Origin of the sequence: Streptomyces sp. NPDC005574 (genome assembly GCF_040605435.1) — a bacterium.
Taxonomy (GTDB): Bacteria; Actinomycetota; Actinomycetes; order Streptomycetales; family Streptomycetaceae; genus Streptomyces.
Genome location: NZ_JBEXCW010000015.1, coordinates 96,169 through 108,554, shown reverse-complemented (window position 1 = coordinate 108,554; position 12,386 = coordinate 96,169). Strand labels below are relative to the sequence as shown.

Sequence of the window (12,386 nt, the reverse complement as noted above, 5' to 3'; positions counted from 1 at the left end):
GGGCTTGGTGAATGCTTTGCCAAGTGCCGCAGAGGGCGGAGCCGTTCGGCGGGAGGGCGCGCGGGCGCGGGGCGTTCAGGCCGCCGTCGGTCCCTGGACCGTCCAGCCGGGTGCCAGCGGGTGGGCCGTGAGGTCCTCGTGGCGCACGGCGTCGCCGCAGGCCCGGCAGGTGACGACGGGGGCCAGTTCGCTGCCGCAGGAGTGCTCGATCGCCATGGGGCGTTCGCCGTCCGGGCGGAGGTGGCGGTCGCCCCACGCCATGAGGGTCATCAGGACCGGCTCCAGTTCGAGCCCGGCCTGCGTGGGCCGGTACTCGAAGCGCGGCGGGCGCTCGCTGTAGGCGCGCTTGCCGAGGATGCCCGCGTCGACGAGTCGGCGCAGCCGGGTGGCCAGGATGTCGCGCGGGGCGCCGGTGTTGCGGACGAGCTGGTCGAAGCGGCTGTTGCCGAGGCAGACCTCGCGCAGGACGAGCAGGGAGTACTTCTCACCGACGAGTGCGAGCGCGTCCGCGATGGAGCAGGGGCGCGGGTCCTTGGGGGCGGCCATGGGGCCCAGTCTAGGCGGGGGTCCGATTTTCCAACTCGCCGGTGCGGCTGCCGCGCGAGGAAGGGTTGGATTTTCCAACTCGCAGCGTTATGGTCGGTTCGGATTTCCTACTCACTGGTAATCGCCCCGGTCACCGCCCGGGCGGCCAAGGAGGCCGGCACCATGCGTGACGCAGTCATCGTCGAAGCCGTACGCACCCCCGTGGGCAGGGGCAGGCCGAACGGCGCCCTCGCACACGTCCACCCCGCCGAACTTCTCGCCCACGCCCTGCGCACGCTCGTCGAGCGCGCCGGAGTCGATCCGGCGCTCGTCGACGACGTCATCGGCGGCACCGTCGACCAGGTCGGGGAGCAGGCCATGAACACCACCCGCTACGCCGTCCTGTCGGCGGGCTTCCCGGAGTCCGTCCCGGCGACCACGGTGGACCGCCAGTGCGGCTCGTCCCAGCAGGCCGTGCACTTCGCGGCGCAGGGCGTCATGGCGGGCGCCTACGACCTCGTCATCGCGTGCGGCGTCGAGTCGATGAGCAGGGTGCCGATGTGGTCCAACGTGCCTGCCGGCCAGGACCCGTTCGGCCCCGGCGTCGCCGAGCGCTACCGGGAGGGCCTGATCCCGCAGGGCATCAGCGCCGAACTCATCGCCGCCAAGTGGTCGCTCTCACGCGAGGAGATGGACGCCTTCGCGGTCTCCTCGCACCGCAAGGCCGCCGCGGCCTGGGACGCCGGCCTGTTCGACGCCGAGGTGGCCCCCCTCGACGGCGTCACCCGCGACGAGTGCGTACGGCCGGACAGCACCACCGAGATCCTCGCCGGGCTCCGGCCCGCCTACCACGACCCGGACTTCGCCGAGCGCTTCCCGCAGATCGAGTGGAACGTCACCGCGGGCAACGCCAGTCCGGTCAACGACGGCGCCTCCGCGGTCCTCATCACCTCGAGCGAGACGGCGGCCCGGCTCGGCCTGCGTCCGCTCGCCCGGCTGCACAGCTTCGCGGTCACCGGCTCCGACCCGGTCCTGATGCTCACCGGCGTCGTCCCGGCCACCGAGAAGGTGCTGCGCCGGGCGTCCCTGAGCCTCGACGACATCGACCTGTTCGAGGTCAACGAGGCGTTCTCCAGCGTCGTCCTGGCCTGGCGGCAGGAGACCGGGGCCGACCTCGCGAAGGTCAACGTGCACGGCGGCGCCATCGCCCTCGGCCACCCGCTCGGTGCGAGCGGCACCCGTCTGACGACCACCCTCGTGCACGCGATGCGCGAGCGCGGCGCCCGCTACGCCCTGCAGACGATGTGCGAGGCGGGCGGCCTCGCCAACGCGATGATCCTGGAGTCGGTGTAGCCGCAACGGCGGTGCCGGGCGCGCCGTCGAGGCCGGTGTGGACCGCCGGGCCGCGTCCGGCAGCGGGCGCCCTGCGGCAGGTGTTCCGACAGGACCTATCGGCCGCGCAGTTGGTGGCGCTTGCGCCAGGCCACCACCGCGCCCACCAGGGCCGGTGCGGCGATGCAGGCCATCGCCACCAGGAAGGCGGGTGAGGTCGGCGCCGAGGCGCGGGAGCCGGCGACGACGTACGCGGCCGTGTTCGGGATCGAGCCGAGGGCGGTCGCGAGCAGGAACGGGACGTAACCCATGCGGGAGACGGCCGCGCAGTAGTTCGCGGCCCAGAACGGCACCCCGGGGAACAGCCGGGCCGCCAGCATCGAGCGGAAGCCGTGCCGGCTCAACTGCCCGTCCGCCGCCCGCAGCCACCGGCCGCGCAGCAGGGGACGCAGGGCGTCCTGGCCGAGGAGCCGGCCGAGCCCGAAGGCGACGCCGGCCCCGAGGACCGTGCCCGCCAGGGCCGCGCCGACCCCCAGCTGGCTGCCGAACAGCGCGCCCGCCGCCAGGTTCAGCAGCGGCCGCGGCACGAACGCCACGGTGCACAGGCCGTAGGCCGCGGCGAAGACCACCGCGGCGGCGGCTCCGCCGAGTTGCGGCGGCCAGCCGTCCGACAGCAGCCGCTGCGGATGGAACAGGAGCACGGTCGAGGCGGCCGCCATGAGCAGCGCGAGAAGCAGGGACAGCCGCGACCACGGCGAGAGCAGCGCTCTCGTGCAGCGGGCGCTGAGGCCGGTGGGCAGGACGGGCGCGACCGTGGGGACGGTGAGCTCCGTGGCGGTGGCCCGGGGAGGAGCCGTGGCGGTGCCCCCAGAGCGGGTGGTGGCATCGAGCATCCGGCGACACTAACCGACTTGTATGTGTGATCGCCGTATGGTCCGGCTCACAACCGTTACAGACATGGGCATTTCGAACGCGCCGCCGCATGTGTGCCCGGCCCGGCGGTGGGCACGCGTGCCCCCGGCACGCCGAAAACCATTCGACGCGGGGCACCGCCTCGGCGATGATCGGCGTCATGTTCCGGTACGCCTTCCCTCTCGCAGCATCCGCCGTCGCGGATGCCCCGAAGGCTGCCGTTCCCGTTCTCGTGGCAGCCGTCGACGGCGCCCGAAGCTGACCCTTCCCGGATCGTCCGGCGGACCCCGCAGGGGGAGGGTCGGCAACTCCAGGGGGTCCCCGTCCCGGCCGCGCCCGACGCGCCGGGGCCATCGCTCGGCACCACCGAGAGGCTTCGAGGAACCGCCATGCCCAAGACGGCGTACGTACGCACCAAACCGCATCTGAACATCGGCACCATGGGGCACGTCGACCACGGCAAGACCACCCTGACCGCCGCCATCACCAAGGTCCTCGCCGACCGCGGGGCGTCCACCTTCGTCCCGTTCGACCGTATCGACCGGGCGCCGGAGGAGGCCGCGCGCGGCATCACCATCAACATCGCGCACGTCGAGTACGAGACGGACACCCGGCACTACGCCCACGTGGACATGCCGGGCCACGCCGACTACGTGAAGAACATGGTCACCGGGGCCGCGCAGCTCGACGGGGCGATCCTGGTCGTCTCCGCGCTCGACGGGATCATGCCGCAGACCGCCGAACACGTGCTGCTCGCCCGGCAGGTGGGCGTCGACCACATCGTCGTCGCCCTCAACAAGGCGGACGCGGGCGACGAGGAGCTCTCCGACCTGGTGGAGCTGGAGGTGCGGGAACTGCTCAGCGCGCACGGGTACGGCGGCGACGCCGTGCCCGTCGTCCGGGTCTCCGGGCTGAAGGCCCTGGAAGGGGACCCGCGGTGGACGGCGTCGGTCGAGGCGCTGCTCGACGCCGTGGACACCTACGTGCCCATGCCCGAGCGGTATCTGGACGCGCCGTTCCTCATGCCGGTCGAGAACGTGCTCACCATCAGCGGCCGGGGCACGGTCGTGACCGGCGCGGTCGAGCGCGGCACGGTCCGGGTCGGCGACCGTGTCGAGGTGCTCGGCGCCGGCGTCGAGACGGTGGTCACCGGCGTGGAGACCTTCGGCAAGCCGATGGAGGAGGCGCAGGCGGGGGACAACGTCGCGCTGCTGCTGCGCGGGGTGCCGCGTGACGCGGTCCGCCGCGGGCACGTGGTCGCGGCGCCCGGCAGTGTCGTACCGAGCCGGCGCTTCACCGCGCGGGTGTACGTCCTCTCCACGCGTGAAGGGGGCCGTACGACCCCGGTGTCCACGGGCTACCGGCCGCAGTTCTACATCCGCACCGCGGACGTGGTCGGTGACATCGACCTCGGCGACACGGCCCTGGCCCGGCCCGGCGACACCGTCACCATGACGGTCGAACTGGGCCGTGACGTCCCGCTGGAGCCCGGGCTCGGGTTCGCCGTCCGGGAGGGCGGCCGCACGGTCGGCGCCGGCACGGTGACGTCGGTCGGCTGAGCACGGGCGGGTGCCCGTCCCTCCGGGGGCGGGCACCCGCCTGCTGTCCGCGGAGGCCCTGGCGTCGCCGCGCCGGAGCCCCGGGTACGCCGGTACGCCCGGCGGGGCCGGGGTGCGCCGGTGCCGGGGTGGGGCGGGGCCCCGGAGCGCGGCGGGGCCCGGACGTGACGGAGTGGCATGTGCCGTGCCGGATGCTCATGCCCCGTGTGCCCGCGTCGCGCGTGCCCGTGCTGTCGGGAGGGCCGGGACGCCCGTGTCCGCCCCTCCCGGCACAATGGACCGGTGAACGAACCGATTCCCGTGCTGCGCCCGGTCGACCACGGGACCGCCAAGCTGATGCCCGACATCGACCGCGGACGGGCCTGGCTGCTGACCGTCGACGGGTCGCCGCAGTCGTACGTCGACCTGGACGACCCCACGCATCTCGAGTTCGAGTACACACGGCGGCTCGGGCACGTCCTGGACACCGTCGCGGAACCGGGCCGTCCGCTGGACGTCACGCATCTCGGCGGCGGCGCCCTCACCCTGCCCCGGTACGTGGCCGCGACCCGGCCGGGCTCCCGGCAGGACGTCGTCGAGGCCGACCGCGCCCTGCTGGAGCTGGTCGCCGAGTACCTGCCCCTGCCGGACGGCGCCGGCATCACCCCGCACGCGGCGGACGCCCGGGCCTGGCTGGAAACCGCCCCCACCGGCTCCGCGGACGTCCTTGTCGCGGACGTCTTCGGCGGCGCCCGGGTCCCCGCCCACCTGACGACACTCACCTACGCCCGGGAGGCCGGGCGGGTCCTGCGCGACGACGGGGTCTACCTCGCCAACCTCGCGGACACCGCGCCCTTCACCTTCCTGCGCTCCCAACTCGCCACCTTCGCCGCGGTGTTCGCGGAGGTCGTGCTGATCGCCGAACCCGGTGTCCTGCGCGGGCGACGCTTCGGCAACGCGGTGCTCGCCGCCGCCCGCCGCCCCCTCGACACCCACGCGCTGGCCCGGCTCACCGCCGCCGACGCGTTCCCCGCCCGGGTCGAACACGGCGCCGCCCTCCGGCAGTTCACCGGCGGCGCGCGACCGGTCCGGGACGAGGACGCCGTACCGTCACCCGAACCGCCGGGCGGAGCCTTCGGCATCGGGTGAACGGCCTTCGCCCCGGCGGCCGGAGAGGCTCCGCACGCGCTCAGCCGCCCGTCGGGTCCCCGTGCAGCCGTACCGTGCCGAGGATCTTCATGATGGTCTCCTTGGGAACCTCGTCCTTGACGCCCTTGGCGCCGTAGAAGTTCCAGGAGACGAAGTCACCGGCCGAGTTCCTGAAACCGAACGTGACCGCCTTGCCGTCGCTCGCGCACTTGCCCTTGCCCTTGCTGGGCGCGTTCGTCGACTGGGCCCAGCCGACACTGCCCTTGACGCCCGACGTGGTCGTGAAGGGCGTGGCCTTCTTGTCGAACGTCAGCGTCTTCTTGTCGGGTTGCGTGTACCCGCCGTAGACCCACCAGGCGGGGGTGTTGATCGCGATCTCGTCGGTGCTCTTGGCCCCGTTGGCGCCCTTGGTGCCCGCCGCGGCCAGCGCCGTGTCGTCGGTGCGGCCGTCCTTGTCGTCGTCGGAGGTGCACCACTTCGACTTGTCGTAGGCCGGGGCCGACATGGTGATGAGCGGCTTGGCGTCGTCCGACTTGTCGTCCTCGAAGCCGATCGTGAGGCCCGGGTCCTGGACCTCCCAGTCCGCCGGCACGTCGAACGCCGTACCCCACTTGGGGTTGACGACGACCTTCCAGCCCTTGATCGTCGGCTGCTCGGCCGCGCCGCCGCGCGGGTTGTCCGCGGACGCGGAGGCCGACGCGGAGGCGCTCGCGCCGGTGGAGGACGAGCTCGCGGAGGGCTTGCCGTTCTTGCCGCCGGCCTCGGCCTTGTCTTCCTTGTCCTTGCCGAGCACCAGGAAACCGGTCACGCCGGCGGCCACCACGACAGCCGTGGCCGCGACGATCGCGACCACCTTCGTCCGGTTCCCGCCGCCACCGCGCGGCGGTTCCGGCATGCCCACGGGCCCCGTGGCACCCCACTGCGGCTGCTGCGCATAGGGGTTGCCCTGCGGGTGGGTGGGCTGCTGGTACGGATTCGGCTGCTGGTACCCCGGCTGCTGGTACGGGTTGTTCGGCTGTTGCGGGTTCTGCTCGCCCCCGGGCGGCTGCTGTCCTGGCCACATGGGCAGCCACCCTAGTGCCGCCATGGACACGATTCGGTCACCGGGTCTTGTCAGGGACGTAGCAAATTGCGCGCGGGCCGCCGGCAGGTGGACGGGACCGGGACCGGACCCGCGCGAGACGGCGGTCGTCGCGAGGCCCTGGCCAGTCGAGGCTACCCGTGGGTAACATGAAGGTATGAGCGCAGATCAGATGTCGATCGGCGAGTTGCTCGCCGCCACGGTGCCGATGGTTCGCACGCTGAATCTCGAGTACCTGGAAACCACACCGGAGAAGGCCGTGCTGGCCCTCCCGGACCAGAGCGAGTACCGCAACCACGTGGGCGGGCCGCACGCCGGTGCCATGTTCACGCTGGGGGAGTCGGCCAGCGGGGCGATCGTGCTGGCCGCCTTCGGGGACCAGCTCTCGCGTGCCGTGCCGTTGCCGGTGACCGCGGAGATCGCGTTCAAGAAGATCGCCCTCGGGCCGGTCAAGGCGACCGCGACGCTCGGCCGTCCGGCCGCCGAGGTCGTCGCCGAACTCGACGAGGGCAAGCGCCCGGAGTTCCCGGTGACCGTCGCCATCCAGCGCGAGGACGGTGCGGTGACCGGGGAGATGACCGTCATCTGGACGCTGCGTCCCAACGGCTGAGCACGGGCGAAACGGGCCCCGGTCGGGTGGACGAGCCGACCGGGGCCCGCCGTTTCCCATCTCGCACGGGAGGCGGCGGCGGGCTCCCGGACTCCGGGAGGTCCGCCCCACCTCGCCCGTGAGGCGGCGCGCTCACCCGGTCCCCCGAAGGGCGCCGGGTGGCCGCTCCGTGTCACGCCCCGTCAGGCCGCGAGGTGGCGGGGACGGGTGGCGGCCGGGGTGTCCAGGTTCGCCACGAACTCCTTCAGCCAGGCCGTGAACTCAGGGCCCAGATCCGGCCGGTCGCAGGCCAGGCGGACCACCGTGCGCAGGTAGTCGGCCTTGTCGCCGGTGTCGTAGCGCAGCCCGTCGAAGACGACTCCGCGCACCGTGCCGGCCGCGGCGAGTTCCTGGAGGGCGTCGGTCAGCTGGATCTCGCCGCCCCGGCCGGGGGGAGTGCGCTCCAGGGTGTCGAAGACCGCGGGGTCCAGGACGTAGCGGCCGATGACGGCGTAACCGCTCGGCGCGTCCTCGCGGGAGGGCTTCTCGACCAGGCCGGTGACGCGGACGACACCCTCCTCGCCGGTCGTCTCCACGGCGGCGCAGCCGTAGAGGTGGATCTGCTCCGGGGGGACCCGCATCAGGGCGACGACGCTGCCCGAGTGGCGGTCGCGGACGTCGAGCATCTGACGCAGCAGGGTCTCGCGCGGGTCGATCAGGTCGTCGCCGAGCAGGACGGCGAACGGCTGGTCGCCGACGTGCCGGCGGGCGCACAGCACCGCGTGGCCCAGGCCGAGGGGTTCGCCCTGGCGGATGTGGTGGATGTTGGCCAGCCGCGCCGGGTCGCGCACGGCGTCCAGGCGTGCCGCGTCGCCCTTGGCCGCGAGCGCCTGCTCCAGCTCGACGGCGTTGTCGAAGTGGTCCTCGATGGCCCGCTTGTGCCGGCCGGTGACCATCAGGACGTCGTCGAGTCCGGCCGCCGCCGCCTCCTCCACGACGTACTGGATGGCGGGTTTGTCGACGACCGGCAGCATCTCCTTCGGGGTCGCCTTGGTGGCGGGCAGGAAGCGGGTGCCGAGCCCGGCGGCCGGGACGACGGCCTTACGGACCGTACGCGGGCGGGCGGGGGCGGAGTCGGAGGCCGTGTGGGGGGGCGATCATGCGGCTCATGCTGACGCAGGGACATGGGAGCGGGCCGAGAGGAACATCGGAGCTTCCTGTGGGGCCGGGTACCGGCGCGCTGTGCCGGGCGGGTTCTCCGCGGGCCGGGCGCCGGACCTGGATGCGGGACCCGGATGCGTGACCCGGATGCGGGACCCTGATGCCGGGCGCCCGCCCGATGAAGGAGATTTCGTGTGCCGTTCGTCGTGTGGTGCACACAACTCGCCGGCGCCGGGGCCGAGATGTCGAATACCGGTACGGATACCGGCGGTAACTTTTCTGAATTCACCTCGTTTTGAACATGAGTCACTCGAACTTCTTGTTTGCTGTGCGTCCATTGTGCGAAGGTGAGCCGCCTCACAACAGCCCGTACCTGACGCGGCATAGGTATGCACCAATCGAGCGCCTGCTTCCAATGGGCGCGTGAATTCCCACGCCGTCCCGCGGCCTGGAAGGAAATGGTTCAGTGCAGTCCCCGTTCCCCCCACGACCTCCGTTCCCGCCTCGCCCCGGAGCCGGTCCCGAGGAGTCCGACCGCAACCTTGTGGCCGCACTCGGCGCGCACGGCACGGACGCCCGTGCCGTCGCGCTGCTGTCCGCCCGGCACTGGCGGCCGACCCACGAGTACTCCGTCATCTGCCTGGCCTCTTCCACGAGTACGGCGGCGATGGCGGCCACCGCCGCCTTCCACCGGGTGCTCGCCCGACCGGCCGGCGGCGCCCTGCGCCCGCAGCTCCTCACGGCGGTCCGGGACACCGTCGGGGAGTGGGCCGCGGACGACGGCATTTCCGCCCTGCTGCCGGAACTCCGCAAACCGACCGGAGGCCGCGGCCTGCTCGCGGCGAGGTCGGTCACCCCGGAAAGGCGACGGCTCGCCGAGCGCGCATTCCGCGCCCTTCCCGGCGCCTCCCAATGTCTGCTCTGGCACATCGAGGTCGAAGCCGAACCCATATCCGTACCGGCCGGTCTGCTGGGGGTCGACCCGGGTACCGCGGCGACCGCGGTGGAGCAGGCGCGCGAGCAATTCCGGGCCGGCTGCGTGCGCGCCCACCGGGAACTCGCGCCGAGTCAGGAATGCCGCCTCCACAACCGCCTCCTCGACGGCCCCCTGCGCCGTGGCGGCGCCCTGCTGCCGGACGTGCGGCGGCATCTGGCGCAGTGCCGTCACTGCCGGCACGCCGCCGAGCAGCTCAGTCACTTCGAGGACGCCCTCGACGTGCTGCTCGCCGAGGCAGTCCTCGGCTGGGGCGCCCGCCGCTATCTCGACTCGCGGCCGGGCCGCACGAGCGGGCGGCCCGTACCGGCCGGGCCCGCCGGTGTCCGGACCCGGGCCGGCGGCCGGCACCGCCCGCCGTCCGGTCTTCGCACAGGGCCGCGCAGGCCCTCGAAGGCCGTGGTCACGGTCGTCGGCCTGACCTCGTTCGTCCTGCTGGTCACCGTGCTCGCCACCAGGGGCTGGTCCGACGACGGCGGTACGGGACCGCGTGCCACCTGGGGTGCGCCGAGCGTCGGTTCGGCCCGGCCGACCCTCCCGTCCGAGGCGTCCGCCGCCGTGTCCCCGTCGGCCGCGTCGCTGGGAGGGGCGGTCGAGGTGGGACACGGCAGGCTGCGGAACCTGGACCTCGACCAGTGCCTGGGAACGCGGGGGGACCGGATCGAGGACGGAGCGAGGACCGCGCTGACGGCGTGCTCGTCCGCCGGCTCCCAGCAGTGGTCGTACGAGGACGACGGGCTGTTGCGCAGCACCGCCGACCCCGGTCTCTGCCTCGACTCCGACGCGGCGACGAGGTCGGTGGTCCTGGCCGACTGCCTGACGCACCGCGGTGAGGTGCGCTACGACCTCACCGTCCGGGGCGAACTGCTGCTGCGCCGGGGCAAGGGCAGGCTCCTCGCACCGGGCGAGGGCAGCCTCCTGTCGGTCGCCGCGCGCGACGGGTCCACCGAGCAGCGCTGGCTGCTCGAACCCCCGGCGGAGGGCGCGCGGGCGACGGAGGACGACGGGGGAGGGGGCGGTCGCCCCGGGCCGCGGGGCGGTGGCCCGGGGAGCGGTCGGGGAGACGCACCGACGTCACCTCAGGGCATCGCCCCGGCGCCGCCCGGCGCGGGGTCCCCGCCGGACCGGCCGCAGGAGGTGCCGGAGCAGCGGTACGAGACGCGTGTCGCGCAGGTCGACTACGGCACCGGCACGGGGGCGGGTTCGGGTGCCGGGTCCGGTTCGAGTGCCGGGTCCGGGGCGGGTTCGGCTGCCGGGTCAGGCGGGGCGATCACCCCCGTCGCCGCGATCGGCTCCTTCGACGCGGGCCCGCTCGTGTCCGGGGTCGTGGACGGGGCGTCCTCGGTCGGGGGCGCCACCACGTCCGCGCTCGGGTCCCTTCTCGGGTAGCCAGGCGAGCAGGGTGCCCGTCCCGTCGCCCGGCGAGCAGGGTGCGACTGCGGCCGGTTCGGTGTCCGGGACCGTCGCGCCGAAGGCGTCCGGCAGGGGCTGGGGGCCGTGGAAGAGCGTGCGGTCCCGGTCGACCTCCCTGACAGGCCCCCGCCGAGGGCGGCCGGTGGCCGGCGGCCCGCGACAACGGCCGACAGCCCGTAGCCCACACGGGTAGCCGGTAGCCGTTGGCCGTTGGCCGTTGGCCGTTGGCCGTTGGCCGTTGGCCGTTGGCCGCTGGCCGCTGGCCGGTAGCCGGTAGCCGGTGGCCGGTGGCCGGTGGCCGGTAGCCGGTAGCCGTTGGCCCGCGCCGGCGTCCGGTGGCCGGAACCCGGGACCGCACCGGCGTCGGACGCGGCGGGCAATTCCCGGGCGCCGCGCGGGCCGTCGCCGTGTCCCCGCGACCCGGTAGGCTTCCCGGGGTGCGCTCCTCGCGGCGCACGCCGGGAAGAGACGCACAACGGGAGGAACCGGCGTTGCACGTCCAGGAATGGCTCGACACGGTACCCGCGGCCGCGGTCTACGCCGTGGTGGCGCTCGTCATCGGTCTGGAGAGCCTGGGCATCCCGCTGCCGGGCGAGATCGTCCTGGTGTCGGCGGCGCTCCTGTCCTCGCAGCACTCGGGCATCAACCCCGTGGTCCTCGGCGCCTGCGCCACCCTCGGAGCGGTCGTCGGCGACTCCATCGGCTACGCCATCGGCCGCAAGGGCGGGCGGCCGATGCTCGCCTGGCTCGGGGCGAAGTTCCCCAGCCACTTCAGCGAGGGGCACATCGCGACCGCCGAGCGGTCCTTCGAGAAGTGGGGCATGTGGGCGGTCTTCTTCGGCCGCTTCATCGCCCTGCTGCGCATCTTCGCCGGCCCGCTGGCGGGTGTTCTGCGGATGCCGTACTGGAAGTTCCTCATCGCCAACGTCCTCGGCGGCGTCATCTGGGCCGGCGGCACGACCGCCGTCATCTACTACGTCGGTGTGGTCGCCGAGTCGTGGCTGAAGCGCTTCTCGTGGCTCGGACTGGTGGCGGCCGTGCTCATCGGGCTGACCTCGCTGCTGGTGCTCAAGCGCAGGGCGAAGAAGGCGCGGCCGGCCCCCCTGGAGACCGAACCGGAAGCGGTGCCGGCCGGCGAGTAGGCGTCAGCCCTTCTCGTGCGCCTCGCGGTGGGCCTCGGCCAGCGCCGCGTACATCGTGCCGTTCAGTGAGATGCCCTCACGTTCCTCGGCCGTCAGCTCCCGCCGCACCTTGGCGGGCACGCCCGCGACCAGGGAGCCCGGGGGCACCCGCATGCCCTGCGGGACCAGTGCCTGCGCGGCGACGAGGGAACCGGCGCCGATCACCGCCCCGTTGAGGACGGTGGCGCCCATGCCGATCAGGCAGTCGTCCTCGACGGTCGCGCCGTGCACGACGGCGTTGTGGCCGATGGACACGCGCTCGCCGATGGAGATCGGGAAGCCGGGGTCGACGTGCAGGGTGCAGTTGTCCTGGACGTTGCTGTGCGCGCCGACGACGATCGGCCCGCAGTCGGCCCGCAGGACCGCCCCGTACCAGACGCTCGCTCCCGCGTTCAGCGTCACTTCTCCGATCACCACGGACGTCGGCGCCGTGAACGCCCGCGGGTCGATCCGCGGGTCCTTGCCGCTGATTCCCTTGATCAGCGCGCTGTGCGTCATCTCCGCGTTCCCG

Annotated in this window: 10 protein-coding genes and 1 pseudogene; 6 read left to right on the top strand and 5 right to left on the bottom strand. The window is 73.4% G+C overall.

Annotated features, from left to right (window positions below; all coding sequences use genetic code 11):
* Positions 1-75 precede the first annotated feature (75 nt).
* Positions 76-546, bottom strand: a complete 471-nt coding sequence (locus tag ABZT03_RS13470) for a helix-turn-helix domain-containing protein (protein ID WP_356037900.1) — start codon at positions 544-546, stop codon at positions 76-78.
* A gap of 162 nt (positions 547-708) precedes the next feature.
* Here ABZT03_RS13470 and ABZT03_RS13465 point away from each other — a divergent pair, with 162 nt between their 5' ends.
* Positions 709-1,878 (top strand): thiolase family protein, encoded by a 1,170-nt coding sequence (locus ABZT03_RS13465; protein WP_356037897.1) that lies wholly within the window; start codon positions 709-711, stop codon positions 1,876-1,878.
* Positions 1,879-1,973: 95 nt separating this feature from the next.
* Here the strand turns inward: ABZT03_RS13465 and ABZT03_RS13460 are convergent, their stop codons facing one another.
* Entirely contained in the window at positions 1,974-2,750 is a 777-nt protein-coding gene (locus tag ABZT03_RS13460; protein ID WP_356037895.1) for a TVP38/TMEM64 family protein, read from the bottom strand.
* Between the two features lie 408 nt (positions 2,751-3,158).
* On the opposite strand from ABZT03_RS13460, the gene tuf reads away from it, so the two are divergent.
* Together tuf and ABZT03_RS13450 are read left to right on the top strand one after the other, a co-directional pair.
* Positions 3,159-4,328, top strand: coding sequence for an elongation factor Tu (tuf, locus tag ABZT03_RS13455; RefSeq protein WP_356037892.1), 1,170 nt, complete (start codon positions 3,159-3,161; stop codon positions 4,326-4,328).
* Between the two features lie 282 nt (positions 4,329-4,610).
* Entirely contained in the window at positions 4,611-5,456 is an 846-nt protein-coding gene (locus tag ABZT03_RS13450; protein WP_356037889.1) for a fused MFS/spermidine synthase, read from the top strand.
* Between the two features lie 40 nt (positions 5,457-5,496).
* Here ABZT03_RS13450 and ABZT03_RS13445 read toward each other — a convergent pair whose 3' ends face one another.
* A complete protein-coding gene (locus ABZT03_RS13445) occupies positions 5,497-6,519 on the bottom strand; it encodes a hypothetical protein (protein ID WP_356037965.1) in 1,023 nt (340 codons plus the stop codon).
* A gap of 190 nt (positions 6,520-6,709) precedes the next feature.
* Here ABZT03_RS13445 and ABZT03_RS13440 point away from each other — a divergent pair, with 190 nt between their 5' ends.
* On the top strand, positions 6,710-7,147 hold the full coding sequence (locus ABZT03_RS13440; RefSeq protein WP_356037962.1) for a DUF4442 domain-containing protein: 438 nt from the start codon (positions 6,710-6,712) through the stop codon (positions 7,145-7,147).
* Positions 7,148-7,329: 182 nt separating this feature from the next.
* Here the strand turns inward: ABZT03_RS13440 and galU are convergent.
* A pseudogene (gene galU / locus ABZT03_RS13435) lies at positions 7,330-8,241 on the bottom strand (UTP--glucose-1-phosphate uridylyltransferase GalU); the annotation flags it as partial.
* Positions 8,242-8,954: 713 nt separating this feature from the next.
* On the opposite strand from galU, the gene ABZT03_RS13430 reads away from it, so the two are divergent.
* Together ABZT03_RS13430 and ABZT03_RS13425 are read left to right on the top strand one after the other, a co-directional pair.
* A complete protein-coding gene (locus ABZT03_RS13430; RefSeq protein WP_356037960.1) occupies positions 8,955-10,670 on the top strand; it encodes an RICIN domain-containing protein in 1,716 nt (571 codons plus the stop codon).
* A 515-nt stretch (positions 10,671-11,185) separates the two neighbouring features.
* The gene (locus ABZT03_RS13425; RefSeq protein ID WP_356037886.1) at positions 11,186-11,836 is read left to right on the top strand and encodes a DedA family protein; all 651 of its coding nucleotides are present in this window, start codon (positions 11,186-11,188) and stop codon (positions 11,834-11,836) included.
* A 3-nt stretch (positions 11,837-11,839) separates the two neighbouring features.
* Here the strand turns inward: ABZT03_RS13425 and ABZT03_RS13420 are convergent, their stop codons facing one another.
* Complete coding sequence (locus ABZT03_RS13420) at positions 11,840-12,373, bottom strand: gamma carbonic anhydrase family protein (RefSeq protein WP_356037883.1); 534 nt, start codon at positions 12,371-12,373, stop codon at positions 11,840-11,842.
* Positions 12,374-12,386: the final 13 nt, after the last annotated feature.